A 21023-nucleotide genomic window follows, 5' to 3' on the forward strand; every position below is an offset into this window, starting at 1 on the left:
GTCATATCATCTCCAACAACAAATTATGTGGCTGTTCAAGTAAACCGGAAAAGCGGTTTGTAAATGCAACGGCCGTTGCTCCATCTGCAACGCGATGATCGAATGACATGGACAGTGTCATAACATGACCGATAACGATTTCATCATGCTCGTTGACAATGGGTTGTTTTTTTGTTTTATGGAATGCAATGATCGCCGTCTCAGGGTGGTTAATCATTGGTGTTGCACCCGTACTGCCAAGTGGACCGACATTGCTCATCGTAAACGTACTGTTTTGCATTTCAGACGGTTTCAATCTCCCAGTGATGGCTTTTTCGGTCAAATCTTTAATCACCCGATGAATCTCTTTAATTGTTTTTTTATCCGCATCATGAACGACAGGAACTAGCAGTCCATTATCCGTGTTCGTCGCGATGCCGATATGATAATTTTTCTTGAGCAAAATACGATCGTTATCCTCATCAAGCTCCGCGTTGAAAATCGGAAATTCCTTCAATGCAATCGTGAGCGCTTTAATGAAAAATGCGGACAGAGACACTGATTCCCCCGCCATTTTCAGTTCATCACGCATGTTAATTAATCTCGTCATGTTCACCTCATCGAAATGCGTTACATGCGGAATTGTAAAATAGGATTGTGTCATTTTCTTAGCAATCTGTTTTCGGATTCCTCTGAAAGGGAGTTCATGGGGAGGGTTTTCATATGACGATACAGGCTGTACTTCAATAATTGGTTCCATGACAGCCTGTTTCCCTTCTATAAAACGGTAGATATCTTCCTCAGTCACTCGTCCTGAAGGATCACTAGATGGGACATCCTCAATGTTAATGTTGTTTTCACGTGCGATTTTACGTGTGTAAGGTGCAGCTAATACACGTCTAAATGGAGTTGGCGAAGGTTTCACCACTTTTTCACTGACAGTCGCCGCAACTTCGTTCGTTGCTTCTCTTTTAGGTAGTGGCTTATTCCCGATTTCCGCACTGAATTCCTCCTCAATGGAAAGAAGGCTAGTTCCAACTTGGACGGTTTCGCCCGTTTCAATTATGATTTCCTTCACAATCCCGGAGCAAGGCGAAGGAAGTTCTGCTACTACTTTGTCAGTTTGTACTTCAACAAGCGGTTGGTCGACCGCTACTTGATCCCCGACCTGTACAAGGTATTGGAGAATCTCTCCTTCCGTCATCCCTTCACCGATATCGTGCAATTTTACGTCTAGCACTTCATTCCCCCCTAAAAATGGACAACTTTTTCAATCCCTTTTACGACCCGTGCAGGTGTTGGAAGATAATGATTTTCTAGCGCAAACAACGGAACTGGCACATCAAACCCTGTCACCCGTTCAATCGGAGCACGCAAATAAAGGAAAGAGGTGTCATTAATAATTGAAACGATATCGTTGCCGAGTCCTCCAGTTGAATGTGCTTCGTGGACGATGACCGCCCTTGTCGTTTTCTGTATGGATTGTGCTATGATTTCACGGTCGATCGGGTACAACGTTCGAAGGTCAATAATTTCACAGCTTATGCCCATTTCCTCTGCCTGCTCGGCTGCTTTTTCTGCCACTGCAACCATTGCACCCCATGCGATGATTGTCACATCGGTACCTTCACACACGATTTTCCCCTTACCGATTTCAACTGTATACTTACCTACGGGTACATCTTCTCTTTGTGCACGGTAATTCCTCATCGGTTCCAGCATAAGCACTGGATCAGGATCTTCCATTGCAGCAATCAATAAACCCTTTGCATCATAAGGTCCTGATGGGCAGACTACCTTGATTCCTGGCATATGCGTGAACAAGGATTCTGTACTGTCCGAATGGACTTCTGGGGCTCGAATGCCTGCTCCATAGGGTGCACGGATGACCATCGGTACCGTGAAATTCCCCATCGTCCGCATTCGGATACGAGAAACATGCGTCATAATCTGCTCGTATGCAGGGTAGATGAAACCAAGAAACTGAATTTCCGCCACTGGTCTGAAGCCATTTACGGCAAGACCGATGGACGTCCCGATAATACCAGCTTCTGAGAGTGGTGTATCCACCACACGATCTTCCCCGAATTTCTCCACAAGCCCCTCGGTCGCTCGAAACACACCACCATTTTTACCGATGTCTTCCCCCATAAGAATTAATCTTTCATCTTCTTCGAGCATTGTTTCCATCCCACTATTGATCGCTTGGATCATCGTCATTAGTTTAGTCGTCTCTGTACGCCCGGCTGTTTTTTTAAAATCAATCGCCATGTCACTGGCCCCCTAACTGTGCGAGATAGGACTCTTTTTGTGCAGCCAGGTCTGCTGGCAGCTCTGCATAGACATGATCAAAAAGATCTCTGACGTTTGGAGCTGGGAAGCGCTCCATTTCTTCTACTGCCGCTTCAATTTCAATAGCTGTTTTGTCTTTTACTTCTGCGACCCATTCTTCATCCCAGTAGCCATAATTCCGCATGAATTTTTCCAAACGGACTAGCGGATCGACAATATGTTTTCCTTGTTCTTCAGGGCGATATTTAGATGGATCATCCGCAGTCGTATGAGCACCTGTCCGCCATGTGACCGCTTCTATCAACGTCGGGCCATTCCCGTTCCGCGCATAGTCAAATGCCTTTTTCGTTTCAAAATAGACGGCAAAACAATCATTGCCGTCAAGTCGAACCCCGGGAATGTCATATGCGACTGACTTTTGAGCAATTGTTGCAGAATTCATCTGTTTTTCCATCGGGACTGAAATCGCATAACCATTATTTTGATTGAAAAAGACGACAGGCACTTGGAATACACTTGCGAAATTGAGCCCTTCATGAAAATCACCTTCTGAAGTCGCACCGTCACCAAAGTAAGCGATTGATCCATTTCTGGTCCCTTTCCTCTTCTCTGCCCATGCAGCTCCTACTGCATGTGGAATCTGCGTCGCAATAGGGACGGCCGGAGGAAAGATTTTCTTCCCTTTCGGAGGGACACACCCTTCAACTCGACCATTCCAATACAAATAGGTCCTCACCATATCAGCACCGTATGTCAACGTCGCACCGTGGTCGCGATAAGTCGGGAAAATCCAATCATCAGTTCCTAATGCAAGTGCACTGCCAACTTGTGAAGCTTCCTGCCCTTCGAATGGAGCATATGTCCCGAGACGTCCTTGCCGCTGCAAGTTAATCGCTTTTCTGTCGAATGTTCGAATTCGAACCATGTTGTAATAAAAATCTCTGACAAGTTGCTCATCAATCTGCTTCTCGTAGAATGAATCTAGTAAAACTCCTTCATCGTCCATTACTTTCTTAATGGGAAAGTGATTTTTCAACTACAGTACCCCCACTCACGATTATTTGCGGATCGCCCACTTCGGTTTTATGGATGGGGTGTAGAAGCTGTTCCGCCCACCTCTACTTTCCATTTTTTTCTCACACATTGTATTAGCTGATTCCATTGTGCAAGTACCACTCATTTTCGCCAGCTTGTAAACTTCTAAAATCGCATCATATATATGTTTTGTTTTTGCCAGTACCCGCTCATGATTGAAGCCGTACAATTCATCCGCCACATGAATGAGACCGCCGGAATTGATAATATAATCCGGAGCATAGAGAATGCCTTTCTCTTGTAGCTTTTTCCCATGGTCTTCATGTAGTAACTGATTGTTCGCCGAACCTGCAATCGCTTTTACTTTGAACTGATTTATCGTCTGGTCGTTAATAATTCCGCCGAGTGCACAAGGAACAAATAGTTCCGCTTCTTGTGAATAAATATCCCCGCTTGCAACGACTTTCACGGTACCGGTTGTTGTGGCCGCTTTTTCTTCGATGGCCAGCAGATTCTTTTCATTAATATCCGTTACATAGACGTGGGCACCTGCCTCAAGTAGTCCAACTGCAACTTTGAATCCCACTTTACCTAAACCTTGGACAGCGTAAGAATGCCCTCCTAACTCATCATTTCCGAATAGCTCTAGATTTGTCGCTTTTATCCCGTACAGAACACCTTCTGCTGTCGGAATGGAAGAGTCCCCTCCGCCTCCATAAGCTTCAGGAGTACCTACGATGCAATTCGTTTCCTTCATTGAATGGACGAAATCCTCCAAGGTCGTTCCCATATCGGTACCGGTGTAAAACCGGCCGCCAAGAGTTTCTACGAATTGACCAAATGCACGGAACAATTCGGGCGTTTTATCCGTTTTGGGATCTCCGATGATGACCGCCTTTCCGCCGCCAAAATCCACATCAGCAGCGGCGCATTTGTAGCTCATCCCTTTGGATAGACGAAGTACATCTTCCAGCGCTGCATCCATACTTTCGTAAGGATGCATGCGGCAGCCGCCTAGCGCAGGTCCAAGTGTTGTATTGTGGATTGCTATAATCGCACGTAAACCTGTCGATGGATCATTACAGAATACGACTTGTTCATGCCCGGCCATTTTTTCAAAGAGATCGAAATTACTTGTCACTGAAACTCTTTCTTCTTCAATTTTCATAGATTTTGCCCCCTGAGCATTTGCTGTCAACCTACTAAATAGCATCTCTTCCTAGGAAGATAACGAAGCATCCCTCAACTTTTGTGCAATCGTTTCTTTTGGAAGAATGATTTGTTTTACAATACCTTGACCGATTAACCCTACGTGGTTGTGCGCGGTAACTTCCGTAACTACAGCATTATTCCGTAATTCGACTAACACTGCGGTGAGCGTCACTTTTGAACCTAGCGGGGAAGGTGCTAGATGTTGTAGCTGAACAGACGCCCCCATTCCTTCTTCATGTACTTCCAAAAAGGGAAGAATAATTTTCCGGGAAACCCATTCCATATGATAAGTCATCGCTACTGTTGAATAGACGGGGTGCACAATTTCGCCTTCAAACGTAGCAAACATGTCTTCAGTCACTATTATTTCAATCGTTTCTGATCTGCCAACTTCCATCCCCTGCTTCATCGCGTCCCCCCTGTATCCTATGATTCTCACCTATAAACTACTATTGTTACTGCAAATTCATCACGAACTAAGCGGCTGAATGAGAGCGCTTACATTTATGCTTTACTAAACCGAATTCATATAACACTATTTATACGTAATATTACCGACTTGTAATACTAAAGTCAATATTATAGTTGGAAAACTCCGTAATTTCGGAATAGGTTGATGGATAACCTACTGAGCTGGTGCCCGGGGCAGGCCGAAAAAAAACCGCAACCATAAAGGCTGCGGCAGTCAAATAAAGCTGAGAGGAAAAAACCTCTTTATATACTTTATCTCTTCATTACTCTTCTAAATTCCTCTGTGGATTTCTCCAACTGACTTCCCGCTTCTTCCATCATACTATCCAACAATTCTTTCACAGTTGGAATGTCTTCTATTAACCCTGCAATCTGTCCGCTATTTAAGAATCCGTTTTCCATATCACCTTCGATCGCGCCTTTAACATGCTGGATTTCTGACGTTAGTTCTCCGTATTGTTCCAGTGTCATACCCGCTTTATCGTATTCTTTAAGTTTCATTGTATAAGGTGTCTTTAGAACTCTTCTCAGCCGTTCAACGCTTCGTCCGATAATTAACGTTTCCGTATCACTTGCTTCCACAAGATTTTGCTTGTACTTGTCATGAAACGGCGCTTCCTTCGTTGCAATTAAACGAGTACCTATTTGCACACCACTCGCTCCTAACAAAAGGGCAGCCGCCAATCCTTTACCGTCACCGATTCCTCCTGCAGCAAGAACAGGGATATTTACATGCTTCACGATTTGTGGAATTAACGCGAATGTTGTCAGCTCCAAGTTGGAGTTAATGCCTGCTGCTTCAAACCCTTCTGCGACTAATACATCCGCTCCGGCAGCTTCCGCTTTTTGTGCATGCTTCACTGAAGCTACGACTGCAAGTACGGTTACGTTATGGTTGTGAAGTTTAGGTATATATGGAGCTGGATTTCCTGCCGATAGGGATACGATTGGAATTTTATGTTTAATGACGAGATCAATCATTTTGTCAACATAAGGGGATACACCAACTGCAATATTAACCGCAATGTTCTTTTTCGTTCGCTGTTTCGTTTCAAGGATTATTGTTTCTACTTCCTCTGGCGTCATAGTGCCGCATCCAATCGTGCCAAGTCCCCCTGCTTCAGAAACAGCAGCAGCGAGTTGTGCATTGCTTATATTCCCCATACCTCCTTGGATGATCGGGAAGTCAATTTGTAACTTTTCACATAGATATTTCATTTTTATACACCTCCGCAAAATTATGTTATAGTAGATTCAATAGAATAACAATTTAGATTACTTAAAATGAGGGGGATTTATATGTTAGTGCCTTATAAAGGGGATAAACCCGAGTTGCATCCTACTGTTTTTGTTGCTCCTGGAGCGAAAGTGATTGGGAACGTTCAAGTAGGAGAAGAATCTACCATCTGGTTTAATACTGTACTGCGGGGAGATGAAGGACCGATTACGATAGGTAAAAGATGTAGCATCCAAGACAATTCGACAATCCATCTATATGAAGGTGCTCCAGTTGTTGTAGAAGATGAGGTTACGGTCGGACATAACGTTATCTTACATGGTTGTAAAGTCGGAAAACGCACGATTATTGGTATGGGATCTACAATTCTTGACCATGCAGAAATTGGTGAAGAGTGCATTATTGGTGCAAATACGCTAATACCACCCGGTAAGAAAATCCCTCCCCGTTCACTCGTTGTCGGTTCACCAGGAAAAGTAGTGCGGGAACTGAACGAGAAGGATTTCGAGATTATTCAACTATCGATAGATTCATACGTTGAAAAAGGATATGACTACCGAGAGATTTTTAAAGACGAAGAAGTTAAGTAAGATAGAAAGACGCACCATGTTTTAGAGTAACGAACATGGCCAAGGAGGGATGAAAATTAATCCCTCCTTTTTCGGCATCGCCTTGAATTGCCTTGAGACCTATCTTATTCGATAATTAGCGGATGATTATCCGCATCATATGATTTATCTTTTCGCCTCATATCGTTATCTTCTTGAAAGACTTCTTCGAAAAAACGGCTGGCCGATTGCGCCAGCAACTTATAATGTTGTTCAAACAAATGAGCTGCATGATTGCCGTTCCATATTTCCGGCAGCAACTCTCTCGGTAGGCCAGGATCTACAAAGAGGAACTTACGATATTCATGAACTAGATTTGTCCTTTCCACGAAACATTCGGCATCCGTCATTTGCCCATCACTCATCAGGCTTTGATGAATGATGTACTTATTACTATACGTCGAAATGAATTCTTTATATTTCCCATCAATTTCTTGAAGCGGCCAACTTTTTTCGACAAGTTCTCTGTCTGCTTGTGGTCCTCTATATTCGGACAGGAATAGATCGGCATGCCCTTGGATGTCATATTTATCAATGAGCAGGTTCACTTCTTTTTCGAGATTATTCGGTGTAATCCAGCACCCGTTTGAAAAACTGCCAAATCCACTCCATAGTAGTTCTTTACGAAGTTCATCACGGATCTGCCTCTTCTCTTCTGGAATCGTATACATAAGCATACGCCATTTACCATCCCACTCGTGCGGCATTAATTTGAAGATACGGACGGCCGCTTCTTCCATACGAGTTTCTCCACGAGGTGTCAGGTAATAATAACTTTTATTTCCCTTCTTCTCAGAATCAAGCCATCCTTGCTTCATCATTCGGGAAACAGCAACACGAACTGATTGTTCATTATGACCAAATTCCTTCATTAATCTTATCAGGCTGCCAATCCATATTTTATTGCCATAATGACGGATATAATCTCCGTATATTGTAAAAATCATTGATTGTGCATTTGCCAATTAACTTCACTCTTTCTTTTTTAAAGATGTATCATAATATTCCCTGCCTTCCATTATATCGTTATATCAATAAAAGAAAACCTATTACTCAGTTATATTCTCAATGATTGCCGCAATCCCTTGACCTACTCCAATACACATCGTTGCTAGTCCGTATTTAACGTTCTGTCTTTTCATTTCGTAGAGAAGTGTTGTTAGGATTCGGGCGCCGCTTGCTCCTAATGGGTGGCCGAAAGCGATTGCTCCGCCGTTAACGTTCACTTTTTTATCGTCTAATTCTAACTGGTGTATACATGCAAGTGCTTGGGACGCAAAAGCCTCATTTAATTCGACAAGTCCGATGTCATTTGTAGTGAGCCCTGATCGTTCAAGTGCTTTTCTTGAGGCGTAAACTGGACCAAGGCCCATGACGGCTGGTTCTAGTCCAGCTGTTGCCCCGATAACATATTTCGCAAGGGGGGTGAGGTTCAGTTCTTTCGCTTTCTCTGCACTCATAAGAAGTAAAGCGGACGCACCGTCATTGACACCCGAGGCGTTGCCTGCAGTTACGGTGCCACCTTCAAATATCGGTTTCAGTTTTCCAAGCTTTTCTAGCGTTGTATCCGGTCGCGGATGTTCATCCTGATCCACAATGATTTCGTTCCCTTTACGGTCTTGATAAATAACCGGAACAATTTCTTCAGCAAAACGGTTTTCTGCTATCGCTTTTTTCGCACGTTGCTGGCTTTCATTAGCAAATACATCCTGATTTTCTCGTGTTATTTGATACCGTTGTGCGACGTTTTCAGCCGTCTGTGGCATCGTATCTGCACCATACATTTCTTTTAGCTTTTTATTTGTAAAGCGCCAACCGATTGTTGTATCTTGTAATTCCATATTGCCGCGCGGAAATGCTAGATCAGGCTTTGCCATGACTAGGGGTGCACGCGTCATGCTTTCTGTTCCGCCTGCAATGTAAATATCGCCATCACCAACTGCGATTGCCCTGGCAGCGTACATAACAGCGTCAAGCCCCGAGCCGCAAAGACGGTTAATCGTCGTGCCGGCCACTTCGACAGGAAGCCCGGCTAGTAAACTGGACATTCGAGCTACATTACGGTTATCTTCTCCAGCCTGATTCGCATTTCCTAAGACTACTTCTTCGATCTCCCCTACCGGCAGCCTCGGATTCCGTTCGACGAGCGATTTAATAACGACAGCGCCTAGATCATCTGGACGGACGTCTTTTAACGCACCGTTATATCTTCCGATTGGTGTACGGACAGCATCCACTATGACGACTTCTATCATTTCGGAACCAACTCTTTTCCAGAGGTATAGTCGTAGACGCCTTTCCCGCTTTTCCGGCCAAGGCGGCCTGCTTTTACATATTGCTCCAATAGAGGCGCGGGGCGATATTTCTCTCCTAGCTTTTCATGTAAGTAGTTTAAATTATTCAGCCGTGTATCAAGTCCGACCAAATCGACGAGTTCAAACGGGCCCATTGGGTAGTTCAACCCAAGCTTAATCGCTTTATCAATTTCTTCTGGCGTTCCAAGTCCTTCTTGCAGCATGTAGAATGCTTCATTGCCAACAAGTGCGCTAATTCGGCTTGTGACGAACCCAGGAAATTCATTAATAACGACCGTCTCTTTCCCCATATTTACGGCCACTTCTCTAATGACTTCTGCCGTCTCATCACTTGTTTCCAACCCCCGGACGATTTCAACAAGTGGCATTTTATGTACCGGATTGAAAAAGTGCATAGCAATTGTTTTATCCGGACGTTTGCCAAAAGAAGCGATTTCTGTCGGACTCATCGTCGATGTATTTGTTGCAAAATAACAGTCTCTTGAAGCATATTGTTCTATTTCTTCAAACACTTGTTTTTTAATAGATGCCAGTTCAGGCACGGCTTCGATGATTAAATCTGCATTTCCTGCTGCTTTTTCCAGATTGTTTTCATAGGTTAATTTTTGGAGCGCCTTTTCAGCTGCGTCCGCTGTGACTTTTCCATACTTCAGCCCTTTTTCAAAAATAACTTCAATTTCACTCTTAGCATTTTGTAGTGCAGTTTCATTTATATCGACAAGTGTAACTGTGTATCCACCAAGGACACCAACATAGGCAATTCCTCTACCCATCACGCCTGAACCAACCACAACTATATGCTGAATCATCCGTATTCCTCCTTTTTATGATGAACGAATACGGACAGGAGATCATACATCCCTGTCCGCAAATTTTTACTAATAGATATACGTTTTTTTCTTAAAGCCCGAATGGGTTGACTGGGCGGCTGCCGAAGTAGGACATGATGCTTTTCGTTTCAGTGTAAAGATCGAGTGATCCGGCTGACAGCTCACGGCCGAATCCGGATTGTTTAAAGCCCCCGAATGGCGTGCCTGGAAATGCGGAGAACGGTGTGTTGATCATTACGATTCCCGCTTGAATTTGGTTCGCAACACGTGTTGTCGTTGCCGTATTTGTTGACCAGATTGAAGAGGCTAACCCATAATCCGAGTCATTCGCTAAGGCAATTGCTTCTTTTTCGTTTTTGAATTTCGATACGACGACAACGGGTCCAAAGATTTCTTCACGCACAACTTTCATGTCTTGTGTGACGTTACCGATAATAGTTGGCGCATACCAAAAGCCGTTTTCATAGCCTTCCGGTTTCAATTCTTTACCGCCCGTTAGAATCTCAGCGCCCTCGTCGATTGCAGATTGAACATAGCTTTTCACAGTGTCTAACTGAGTTTGATCGATAACTGCGCCCATATGCGTTGCCTTACTGAATGGATCTCCAATTGCTAGTTTTTCAGTTTTCGCAATAAACTTTTCAACGAACTCATCGTATACATTTTCATGGATATAGATTCGTGAACGTGCATCACAAGATTGGCCCGTATTATTGAATGCACCGTAGAGTGAGCCATCGACGGCTGCATCAATATCTGCATCCTCAAAAACTAGGCTTGGAGATTTCCCGCCAAGTTCTAGTGTTACGCGTTTTACTGTTCCTGCTGCTCTTGTCATAATGTCTTTACCAATGGACGTAGATCCTGTGAAAGCAACTTTATTCACTAGTTCATGTTCTACCAAGTAGTTGCCAATCTCGGATCCAGATCCAGGTAGAATGTTTATCACGCCTGCCGGTACGCCCGCTTCATGACAGATTTCCCCTAGAATAATCGCCGTCAGTGGCGTGAGTGACGCCGGCTTAATAACGACCGAGCACCCTGCAGCAATAGCCGGAGCAATTTTCCAAGCAGCCATCATCAGTGGATAGTTCCACGGAATAATTTGCGCACACACACCAAGCGGTTCTTTTTCTGTATAGTTGTGGAATTGTCCAGGTACGTTATTTACAGATCCACCGTGTGCTACGATAGCGCCTGCGTAAAACTCAAAGTCTTCAATGGCTTGAGCGATCTGTCCTTTCGCAGCTGCAAGTGATTTTCCTGTATTCAAAATTTCCAATTCCACAAGTTCATTAAAGCGTTCGCCCATAATGGCTGCAATTTTGTTCAGGACACGTGCACGACGTCCTGCGGGAGTTATTTTCCACTTCCCATTATCGAATGAATCTCTCGCTGCCCGAACAGCTTTTTCAGCGTCTTCTTTCGTCGCTTTAGCTACTTCAGCCAGTAGTTCACCTGTCGCGGGATTATAAATCTTTGTGCGCTCTCCGCTGCTGCCATCGACTTGTTCACCGTTAATGAACAGTTTGTAGTAGTCACGCTTCATTGATTCTCGCTCTGTCGTTCCTTCTTGAATTGTCGTCATTGGATGATTCCTCCTATTGCCCTGAATAGACAGGTTTTCTTTTTTGCATGAATGCGTTGACACCTTCACGATGATCTTTTGTTAGACCCGCTATTCGCTGTCCTTGAGCTTCTTGCTCTAGATAATCATCAAAAGAGAGTAAGGTTGTTGCCTTCATTGAACGTTTGATCAGCCCTAGTGCTTTTGTTGGCAAAGCGGCTAGTCGAGCTGCGAATGCGGTAACGTCTTCTTCCCATGTATCAATTGGAATCAGTCGATTCGCAAGTCCCATTTCCACGGCGTCAGCAGCTGATACTTTTTCTCCTAACATGGCTAGTTCCGTTGCTTTGGCATGTCCTACGAGTTGTGTCAGATAATAGAGATTGCCGGAATCCGGAATAAGTCCCACATGGATGAACGCGTTTACAAAACTTGCGCGTTCTGAAATCAGTCTGAAATCACATGCTAGGGCAAGGCTAAATCCAGCTCCAGCAGCAACTCCGTTGACAGCTGCAATAATCGGTTTTTCACAAGCTCTCAGTTGCTTCACCATCGGTCCATAATGGTCTCGTAACACTTGACCATGATCCATGTTCTCATCGACTTCCGATAAATCCTGTCCGGAACAAAATGCACGTCCTTCGCCCGTTATGACGATGCAACGAACTTCATCGTCATTCGAAGCGGATTTGACTGCGTCTTTCACTTCCCGGTTCATCTGTGCGATAAATGCATTTAATTTGTCAGGTCGATTTAAATAGAGCCACGCAATTCCATCTGCAACTTCATAGCGAATCGTCTCAAACATTCAGCAACCTCCTTACTTCCCCTGATAATCTGGTTTTCTTTTTTCCACAAAAGCATTCATACCTTCTTTTTGATCTTGTGAAGCGAATAGTAGATAGAAATTTTTCCGTTCATATTGCATTCCTTCATATAATGGATAATCCACTGCTTTATTGACCGAATCTTTAATGAGGCGAAGCGAAAGCGGCGGTTGTTTAGCGAGCCGATTTGCAAACTTCATCGTTTCCTCCATTAGCATTTCAGGAGCAACGATTTTGTTAATGATTCCGTGCATAAGAGCCGTTTCCGCAGAAATACGCTCTCCTGTCCATAGCCATTCAATCGCTTTCGTTCTACCTACAAGCTTCGTCAACCGCTGCGTTCCTCCTGCACCTGGCATGACGCCAAGAAAGACTTCCGGAAATGAAAACTCTGTTCCGCTAGCTGAGATTATTAGGTCACAACAAAGGGCAAGCTCGAATCCTCCTCCGAAGGCAAAACCTTTTACTGCACCGACAATTGGTTTTTTAATGAGAGCTAAACGGTCCCAATCCGCAAATTGATTCAACGACTCAAGGCTGATTGGGTCATCATTCCTCATTTCATCAATATCCGCTCCCGCCGAAAAAGCTCGACCCTGGCCTGTAAGCACAATGACGCGAACGTTCTCATCTCGATCATATTCTTCCATTGCTACAACAATTTCTCTAACCATTTTTCGATTCAATGAGTTTAACTGACGAGGACGATTTAAACAGATGACTGCTACGCCGTTTTCCTCCATGGAAGTTTCAATGAAGTCGAATCGATCCATTACGCGTCCTCACCTATCATTAATGTCACAAGATCACGCGCAAAACCCATTAAATCTTTACCGGATGCTTTCCCTTCAGGTGAACGTAACCCCTGCTGCAAGTCTTCCAAGCTGTCATAACACATCTCACACATGAGGTAGTATTTACCCTCCCCCCCCATCGGAGATCCTGTGAATTTCGTAACTTTCATTTCACGAAGTCCAGGGATTTCCGCTGTGATCGGTGCATGAACGTTGAAGTAATGATTATCAAATTCCTCTTTGTTTTCCGGGTGTTTGTATAACGCGATTAACTTAGCCATGTAGTATTCTCCTCACTTTACAGTAGTGTTGAAACAGGTTTCATTGCTTCGAATACGTTTTTACAGCTCTTACAATACAAAATACTTCTGCACGCTGTCGGTCCGAAAATGTTTTCCATCGTCACATAAGTGGATCCGCAATAGGCGCAATCCACATGCCAGGAGCCATCTTCTTCAAAATGTCGGGGAGGTGGGGCTATTCCAAACGCACGCAGATTCACATGCCCTTCTGCAGTAATACGATCTGACGTCCACGGCGGATGAAAAACGAATTCCACTTCGACTTCTCCCACTTCGGGCAGTTGTTTGATTGCATCAATCGTATTCTTTTTGATAATCTCTAAGGCCGGGCATCCTAAGAAAGTCGGAAGTAAAACTACTTTTACGCTATTCCCCGAGTGAGTGACTTTTTCAACCATGCCAAGGTCAATAATGCTAACCGAATCAATTTCAGGGTCCTTCACGTTCATCAGTATTTTATAGACGCGATCAATGGAAACGCTTTCAGAAATAGCCATAAATTCACCTCTTTCCTATCCACTACCAAGAAGCCACCGGGTCTACTTTGTAAACTTCAGAAAGTGTAAGCAGAGCTTCGTCCAAATCTACTGTATGCTCTCCATTCCTCCCGTTATTCGCAGGGTTTTCCGGAATCGGCGGTACATCAAGTCGAAGTGCAGCAAACACTGGTTCAATGCTAGCTATCCAGTTTTCTTTCAATTTTTCCTCACTGTCTATTAGTTTGTATTCTTCAATTGCTTGTTTTTGATTCCCAAAAGAGAACATATCTCCAAAGTCATTCATAACGAGCGTAATGGCATCATTCATTTTCTTTTTTGCAACATCGGTGGAACTCAATAATTGCTTAAACCAAGTTTCCCAATGTAGCCTGTGATAATAAAGTTCCATTTTCACCTTTACTGCAGCTTCAGCAACTGGTCGATACGAGCTTTTACATAAAGATTCTACTTTCACCTTTTTGGCTTGTGTGTAAAAATAACTTCTGACAACTTGATAGGCCCAATCATAATTAGGTGTTTCCATATAGTAGCCTTCACCGTTTACCCGCTCTGTTACAATGCTGTTTTTTCTCTCATGTGCTGGACGCAAATGAGCCAGGTCATCTGCATTTCCCACCCCTAACTCTTCAAGAAGTTTGTAGTACATAGCTGCATGGCCCATACTGTCTTGGCTAATTGATGAAGAAGCGACGTCTTCCTCAATGTGGGGAGCGAGTCCGAGCCATTCAGATCCTCGATAGGCATACAAGAAATCATCATCCGCCAATTGAAATAACAAACTCGTTATCGCTTCTTTGTTTTCCGCAGCCTCGGTCACTCCGTTGTCGATATTGCTCATTTCCGTTTTCCTCCCCATGACAAGATTTCTTTTTCATCCAAGATTTCCTGTTCATAGTGACGCCACTTTTTCTTTAAGTAGCCGTAGCCTTTTGTCGTACGATAATCTTTATTGTCCAGTCTGCGAAGCATCAATTTTTCTTCTGCATTCATCTTCCTAATATGCTTTCGATTCACGATCCAAATATCAGTAACCGGTTCACGGCGCATGAAATTCTCCTGAGCCAAAACGAGTGCCATTTCTTCGTTTGGAGCCAATAAGCTGAATTGGTATTGGAATGTCGAAGTTGGCGTCCGTTTGCTAAAAACTTCATATTCTTGATAAAATGTTTTCTCTTCGGCCATTTCCTTCTGACTCCTTTCGTTAGTTGACTGTCGCACTCAATGCATCACGCACCCATGCACTATTTTCGTAAGAAGATCTGCGTAAATTAAGGCGTGCTTCTGAACGAGGTCCTTTATTTTTAATAATTCTCTTAAACTCTTCCCAGTCTGGTTGTTTGTATGACCACAAACCACTGTCTTTATCGTAGCGGAAAGTCGGATCTGGAATTGTTAATCCGAGCGACAAAATACGCGGAATGTATTTGTCAAAAAAGATTTGCCTGAAGTCTTCATTTGTTTTCGTACGGATTTTATATTTGATTGTTACGTCTTGCTTCGATGAACCCGTCGTTTCTTTACTTGCCGGTCCAAAGAACATAAGTAATGATTCCCACCAGCGATCCAAAGCTTCTTGGATCATCGCTTTTTGTTCATCCGTTCCTTCTGCTAATGCCATGATAATTGACTCTCCATGTTGGGCATGGAACACTTCTTCCGCACAAATGCGTTGCAGCGCTCTTGCATAAGGTCCATAAGAAGCCCCAAGCATATCTGTCTGCGTAATTATGGCTGCTCCATCTACAAGCCAGCCTATGATTCCAGCATCCGCCCACGTTTTTGTTTCCATATGGAACACATTATGAAATTTCAAGTCTCCATTAAATAAGTCCTGCATTAAATCTCCACGATTTTTTCCATAGGGAGCTAGTAAGTCTTCTGTAACTCGAAGCAGCAGCTGGCCGTGGCCCATTTCGTCCTGCACTTTTGCCATTATGCCAAGTTTCCGTTGAAGAGACGGGGCTTTCGGGACCCACTCTTTCTCGGGGAGTGCTCCCATTATTTCGCTCATCCCATGCATGGAAATCAGCTTAATCAATGTCAGTCTGTATTCTTCAGGCATCCAATCATCTGCTTCAATCTTCTCCCCCGCCTCAATACGTTTCATGAAGTGTGCTAACTGTTCCTCTTCAGCCGTATTGTGTAAAGCCGACATGTAAAATCCCCCTTTGCCTAACGTATGAAATCGCTCCGCCCCGCATAACAACATTTTAACGATAGTCATTCATAGTGTTATATATAAAGTCAGTATAGTGCAGTGATATCGAAAAAGCAAATGTATTCTGATAAATTTAACTTCCATTTTTTCAAATCAGTTTTCAACTACTAGTAGTGATGAAAGGCGCAGGAAAATGAAAAACAGCCAATTGTCGGTACAATACCGACAACTGGCTGCATAAAAAGGTTTTAGTAACTAGTAAAAAATGGTGGCCACTTCATAGGTGGTGATTAGTTTGCAAAGTACTTCTCCCGCCACTCCACCAACTCATATTCCATGATCTGCTTCTCAAGCGTCTCGTCCCACTCGCCTGTCATCATATTCCAAACGCGTGCATACAGCCTGTCGTCGGTGGTTTGATGAAGACGGAATTCAATGCAGGGGGCGGATTTTTGTTCGAGTTCATTGACTGCCGTAATCGCCTGGACAACGAGTTGGACATTACCATCCGTATAAGCGACGTCCAATTTATCGAGCGCTTCCCGCCACTCTTCATCACGGAAATGGTTCAGCTTGCGGGAATCCACTGCATGTCGATACGTCTCCCTCTCGCCATCCGTCGGCTCCCCAACAAGGAAACTTCCGTGGGATGGGCTATAATGGACGGTCGACTCCTCCATTTCCGGCGGCTGGACGTAAATACCCGCTTCGAGCTGTTGTTTTCCCGTTTCCGTCAATGAATAAGCACCGTTGCTCTTCACAATCATGCCTGCCCGTACCATTCGTTCAATGATGTCTTCAATGAATAACGGTTCGACAACGAGCATCTCGCTTAATTCTTCAGCAGAAGTAAATTGCGACGTTCGGAAGGCGACCAAAAGCATTTTCATCAAAATGTCCATCTTCGTGCGCTTCACCGTTTCGTACTCGATATCAATCACCTGGATCGGCAATGACCATTTCACCGTTTCGAGCAATTTCACGTTCAAGTCGCGCAGCAAATCATCACGTAGCCGTTTTTCCAACGCATCCATTCATCCACCCCCTTTTCCTTCAATCATTCCTTCCTGAACCTACTAGCTCCCTGAATCCGCCCTTGAGCTTCACTTGTTCAACTAGCCGTGCGTACATTGCCTTCGTCCCGGCTTTCTTCGGCCGTTTGGTGAACATATCCGAGCTGCCGACGATGACCAACAATTCCCTTGCCCTCGACAATGCGACATTCAAGCGGCGGTAATCCTCCGCGAAGCCGATAGTGCCGCTCGGCTGCGCGTGGTTCCGAACGAAGCTCAAAATGATAATGTCCATTTCCATCCCTTGGAATTTATCGACAGAGCCAGTTCGACAATGCAAATGCTCCGGCCTAATTTCCTGTTCAATGAGCCGGTCGATTCGCTTCACCTGTTCCCCGTAGAAGCTGATGACACCGACGCTTTTCTTCTCGTTCGGCTGCATCCGGCCTTCCCGCTTCGCGAGCGACGTAGCTTCTTCGATATCCACTAGCAATTCTCGGATTCTATTCAGCTCAGCCTCATTGTAGAGACTCGTACCGCCCTTCACTTTGTCTTCGAAGTACGCAGGCTCATTCGGCATATCAAACCATAGAAGATGATCATTCCGTTTAATAGTGGCGGAAGATAGCAAATGATCGCGAGCTGCATCAGAATCCGCAAGACCGCACTGCAGACGGTATTGGCCATCCACGTAAAATGGCGCAATCGTCTCCATGATCTCCTCATGCATCCGGTATTGGATGCCAAGCATCGTCTTGTTCTGCTTCGGCAATGTTCTAAACAGCCGCTCGAATAGCGACTCCTTCAGCATGCCGCTCAGTTCTTCCTTTTCGGCCTCGTCCTTGATCTCCTCGATGAATTCCTCCATCGTCTCCCGGCCGACAAGCGGCGGCAGCTGATGATGATCCCCGACGAGGACAATCTTCTTCCCTTTCAGCATCGGAAGCAATAGTTCAGGCGGCGTCGCTTTTGACACTTCGTCAATGATGACGACGTCGAATTCTGGATAATCCTCCATGAAATCACGCCTCGCGGAAGCAACACAAGTCGTCCCGATGACGTTCGCATGCTTCACATACAGCTTGCGGATTTCATCCAAGTCAAACTCCCCTGCTTCTGCAAGCATTTCACTCCACTCATCTTGCAGCAGCCGTGCGACCGGCATCCGGTCACGCTCCTGCTGTAATTCGGCGGCTTTTACAGAATTCTGATCGATTTCCTCAATCAATTCCTTCTTCCGCTTTTCCGGTTCGGAAAGGATGATTTCCTGTAGAGTAAGAATCCGCTGCTCAAGTTGTTTCATCCGGTCTTCTGCCTCCGCTATCTCTAGCAGCAATGCTTTTTCGTCAGTCCGTAAAGCTGCAAGCTGTTTGGAAGTACGGATCGATTCAGTGGAATTCTCTTCGACAGCCTGCTCAATCCTTTGGAATAAACCTTTTCGCTCCTCAAAGTCGGCAAGCGTCTTTTCGAGCTTTTCAATCTCGTCCTCGACATCCTGCCGATAAACTTGTTCGTCAACAAGTACAGCTAGCTCCGAAGTTTCTTCCTTCAACTCTAGAAGCTGTTCTTCATGTTCTTTGATTGTTCGTTCGGCGGCTGCCACCTGTTCTTCAATCTCTCGAATATGAGCAGTCATTTCATCTTTTATTTCATTTTTCAAAGCGGTGAATCGGCCCGCCGCTTCACGATCGGATGATGATTTGATCGACGCGGAGATTTTCCGCACGTCCTCCGCTTTGCCGTATAAATAAGCGAGATTATCGGCAAGCCGATGCAAAAGAGTCGCCTTTTCGGCATTTGCCGGCGCTGCCAAAATCCGTTTTGTCGCAGGGTTCACAAAGAATCGGCCAATTTTATCAAGCATGTCATGCATTTCTTCAGCCGTTTTGTATGTATCGTCCTGTTTGCTGCAGACCTGTTCGACCGCGAAATGATGCTTCCGAAGCAGATTTTCCGCATGCTTGATGCCATTCATCAGCCGCTCCGCCACTTCTTTCCATTCCAGAAGCGCATACGGATACGTACCGTTTTGAATATCCACACGCAAACGACGGAGCGTATTGATTTCAAGACTCGTCGGAAGCGATGGTTCGATGTTGTGTGCCGCGAAAAGTCCTTCCAGCTCCTGCAGCTTCCGCACGTCCGATAAGTCTTCGATGAAATGAGGCATCGACCCCACCTTCAAACTGTTCGTTGCCGCTTCTTCCGTCAATTTCCGGATTTCCATTTCCGCGTAATCGATCGCTTCGACCGTTTGGAAATAACGAAGCTTTTTGCGATTCAAAGCCAATTCGAGCTCTGCTTCAGCCATCTTTTCATGCATTTCCGGACTAATTGAAGCAACTTCCTTTTCCTGTTGCAATCTGTCCTTTTCTTTGGACAGCTTTTCAAGATTCCCGGTCTCTTCTTCCAATTGCCGGGCAAGCGAATCCTGTCTCTCCTTAAGTTCCGACTGCAACTTCTTCAAGGAGTCCTGCTGTCCATTCAGGTTTTTGCTTTCCATCTCGGCGGCTTGTTTCTCGGCTATGCGCCGGTCCGTTTCATCCTGTTCCGCCTGCAGACGCTGCAGTTCCTCTTCGAGACGTCCGATTTCCTCAGCGATCTCCTGCTCTCGAGTTGCTCGCTTTTCCCGTTGCTCATTGACCGCAGCCAATGTTTCATCCCGCCAGTAGGAAGCGACATTTTCCTCGATGAACCGCTTCCCTTCCTCTTCGATGCTCTCCGTCCGCCCATAACGCAAAATCCGGATGCCCGGATCGGACAGCAGCCTGCCGAGCGCATTGTCCACCGCCAAATTCGACTGCGAGGCGACGAGCGTCCGTTGCCCCGCCATCATGAGCTGGTGGCAAAGCTCCGAGATGACAGTCGTTTTCCCAGTCCCTGGTGGTCCTTGAATGACATACAAGTCATGTGCTGACATCGCGCCAGTGACGGCCTCACGTTGGAACTCATTCAACGGATGATGGAACTCGAGCTCCTGCCGCTTATTCGTAATTTGGACGACAGGCCGTTCCTCAAACAGCACCTTCTCCAAATTGGCGTTTGCCGCAAATCCGTCTTGCAGATCCTTGAACCCTTTCCGCAGCCGACGAATTTGGCTTAGCTCGGCGAAATTGCTGAAAGTGATTTCTCTCGCATCCTTCGGCAATAAAGAGCTGCGTCTAGCAATCGCTTGGTATTTCCGGCTCAGTTCGATCTTCACCGACCGTCTTCCGCGATTTACATCAACGACCGTTCCAAGATCATCGTTCGAACCTTTCAATTTTGCACTGAATCCGGTGATCGCACTCCAATCTTTCGCTTCCAATCCGCTGCAAATGATCGTCAGCTGACTGAACGAGTCATTGATGATAGGTTGTGAAAAATGGGCGGTTACATCCGCGACATCTGCATTTTTCTCCTCAATCCGTAAGTATCCTTCCCAACTTTTGATCCGTTTTTCCACATATGCTGAACGCTCTTGAGCGATTGGAAGCTCCCGAAGGCTCGTATATAGCTCGATCGGCATTGGAATACCTGTACGCCGGTTGACTGCGAATGCCAAGCGGACACCAAGTCGGCGATTCGTCCGGACAGGCTCTTTCCGCCCTTTCACTCTGAAGCTTGTCGCGAGGAAGCCTTCGTTTTTGTAGACGCATTCCATGACGGCGACCCGTTCGTTTAAGTGGTTGGCGAGCTGTGGATTTTCTTCTGGGCCAAAGTAGAAGGAGAATGTCATGTTGTCTTGTTTTGCGGGTAGTTTTTCGATGTATACAGAGTAATTTGCCTGCATGGAAAAGAGCTCGTTTTCGTCAATCGCCCAGTTTCCGATTTCTTTGCGCGCCCGTTGTGTCATATCGAGCCGGCAGTTCATCACTTCGCTTTTCCCCATCATGACATCCTC

At 45.2% G+C, this 21023-nt stretch carries 20 protein-coding genes; 1 reads left to right on the top strand and 19 read right to left on the bottom strand.

Going from position 1 to position 21023, the window contains the following annotated elements:
• Position 1: 1 nt before the first annotated feature.
• The 6 genes from OC538_RS07295 to OC538_RS07320 all read right to left on the bottom strand — a co-directional run bounded on the left by OC538_RS07295 (position 2) and on the right by OC538_RS07320 (position 6207).
• Positions 2-1219: a dihydrolipoamide acetyltransferase family protein gene (locus OC538_RS07295; protein WP_251693761.1), complete on the bottom strand. Its 1218-nt coding sequence runs from the start codon at positions 1217-1219 to the stop codon at positions 2-4.
• Positions 1220-1230: 11 nt separating this feature from the next.
• Positions 1231-2250 (bottom strand): alpha-ketoacid dehydrogenase subunit beta, encoded by a 1020-nt coding sequence (locus OC538_RS07300; protein WP_262173991.1) that lies wholly within the window; start codon positions 2248-2250, stop codon positions 1231-1233.
• Between the two features lies 1 nt (position 2251).
• Positions 2252-3307, bottom strand: a complete 1056-nt coding sequence (gene pdhA, locus OC538_RS07305) for a pyruvate dehydrogenase (acetyl-transferring) E1 component subunit alpha (protein ID WP_251693759.1) — start codon at positions 3305-3307, stop codon at positions 2252-2254.
• 21 nt (positions 3308-3328) lie between these two features.
• The gene (locus OC538_RS07310) at positions 3329-4474 is read right to left on the bottom strand and encodes a Leu/Phe/Val dehydrogenase (RefSeq protein WP_251693758.1); all 1146 of its coding nucleotides are present in this window, start codon (positions 4472-4474) and stop codon (positions 3329-3331) included.
• Between the two features lie 51 nt (positions 4475-4525).
• Complete coding sequence (locus OC538_RS07315; RefSeq protein ID WP_262173997.1) at positions 4526-4927, bottom strand: thioesterase family protein; 402 nt, start codon at positions 4925-4927, stop codon at positions 4526-4528.
• A gap of 314 nt (positions 4928-5241) precedes the next feature.
• Positions 5242-6207 carry an NAD(P)H-dependent flavin oxidoreductase gene (locus OC538_RS07320; RefSeq protein WP_262173999.1) on the bottom strand — a complete coding sequence of 322 codons (966 nt, stop codon included), beginning with the start codon at positions 6205-6207 and terminating at the stop codon, positions 5242-5244.
• 81 nt (positions 6208-6288) lie between these two features.
• Here OC538_RS07320 and OC538_RS07325 point away from each other — a divergent pair, with 81 nt between their 5' ends.
• Positions 6289-6816, top strand: a complete 528-nt coding sequence (locus OC538_RS07325) for a gamma carbonic anhydrase family protein (protein WP_251693755.1) — start codon at positions 6289-6291, stop codon at positions 6814-6816.
• 104 nt (positions 6817-6920) lie between these two features.
• Here OC538_RS07325 and paaX read toward each other — a convergent pair whose 3' ends face one another.
• The 13 genes from paaX to OC538_RS07390 form a co-directional block, all read right to left on the bottom strand.
• Positions 6921-7781: a phenylacetic acid degradation operon negative regulatory protein PaaX gene (paaX, locus tag OC538_RS07330; protein ID WP_262175187.1), complete on the bottom strand. Its 861-nt coding sequence runs from the start codon at positions 7779-7781 to the stop codon at positions 6921-6923.
• Positions 7782-7883: 102 nt separating this feature from the next.
• Positions 7884-9089 carry an acetyl-CoA C-acyltransferase gene (locus OC538_RS07335; protein WP_262174001.1) on the bottom strand — a complete coding sequence of 402 codons (1206 nt, stop codon included), beginning with the start codon at positions 9087-9089 and terminating at the stop codon, positions 7884-7886.
• Entirely contained in the window at positions 9086-9958 is an 873-nt protein-coding gene (locus tag OC538_RS07340) for a 3-hydroxyacyl-CoA dehydrogenase (RefSeq protein ID WP_262174003.1), read from the bottom strand. Before OC538_RS07340 ends, OC538_RS07335 begins: the two co-directional genes overlap by 4 nt.
• Before the next feature lie 91 nt (positions 9959-10049).
• Positions 10050-11567: an aldehyde dehydrogenase family protein gene (locus OC538_RS07345; protein WP_262174005.1), complete on the bottom strand. Its 1518-nt coding sequence runs from the start codon at positions 11565-11567 to the stop codon at positions 10050-10052.
• Positions 11568-11580: 13 nt separating this feature from the next.
• Positions 11581-12354, bottom strand: a complete 774-nt coding sequence (locus tag OC538_RS07350) for an enoyl-CoA hydratase-related protein (RefSeq protein ID WP_262174006.1) — start codon at positions 12352-12354, stop codon at positions 11581-11583.
• A gap of 12 nt (positions 12355-12366) precedes the next feature.
• Entirely contained in the window at positions 12367-13146 is a 780-nt protein-coding gene (locus OC538_RS07355) for an enoyl-CoA hydratase/isomerase family protein (RefSeq protein ID WP_251693750.1), read from the bottom strand.
• Positions 13146-13448, bottom strand: coding sequence for an EthD family reductase (locus OC538_RS07360; RefSeq protein ID WP_262174008.1), 303 nt, complete (start codon positions 13446-13448; stop codon positions 13146-13148). Before OC538_RS07360 ends, OC538_RS07355 begins: the two co-directional genes overlap by 1 nt.
• A 17-nt stretch (positions 13449-13465) precedes the next feature.
• Complete coding sequence (paaD, locus tag OC538_RS07365) at positions 13466-13966, bottom strand: 1,2-phenylacetyl-CoA epoxidase subunit PaaD (RefSeq protein WP_262174010.1); 501 nt, start codon at positions 13964-13966, stop codon at positions 13466-13468.
• 22 nt (positions 13967-13988) lie between these two features.
• Positions 13989-14807, bottom strand: a complete 819-nt coding sequence (gene paaC / locus OC538_RS07370; protein WP_262174012.1) for a 1,2-phenylacetyl-CoA epoxidase subunit PaaC — start codon at positions 14805-14807, stop codon at positions 13989-13991.
• Positions 14804-15151 carry a 1,2-phenylacetyl-CoA epoxidase subunit PaaB gene (gene paaB / locus OC538_RS07375; RefSeq protein WP_262174014.1) on the bottom strand — a complete coding sequence of 116 codons (348 nt, stop codon included), beginning with the start codon at positions 15149-15151 and terminating at the stop codon, positions 14804-14806. Before paaB ends, paaC begins: the two co-directional genes overlap by 4 nt.
• Positions 15152-15170: 19 nt before the next feature.
• The gene (gene paaA / locus OC538_RS07380; RefSeq protein WP_251693745.1) at positions 15171-16124 is read right to left on the bottom strand and encodes a 1,2-phenylacetyl-CoA epoxidase subunit PaaA; all 954 of its coding nucleotides are present in this window, start codon (positions 16122-16124) and stop codon (positions 15171-15173) included.
• 293 nt (positions 16125-16417) lie between these two features.
• Positions 16418-17161 (bottom strand): hypothetical protein, encoded by a 744-nt coding sequence (locus OC538_RS07385; RefSeq protein WP_262174016.1) that lies wholly within the window; start codon positions 17159-17161, stop codon positions 16418-16420.
• Positions 17162-17180: 19 nt separating this feature from the next.
• Complete coding sequence (locus tag OC538_RS07390; protein WP_262174017.1) at positions 17181-21011, bottom strand: AAA domain-containing protein; 3831 nt, start codon at positions 21009-21011, stop codon at positions 17181-17183.
• Positions 21012-21023: the final 12 nt, after the last annotated feature.

It is taken from the genome of Saccharococcus sp. Marseille-Q5394 (assembly GCF_946901335.1).
GTDB lineage: Bacteria > Bacillota > Bacilli > Bacillales_A > Planococcaceae > Sporosarcina > Sporosarcina luteola_C.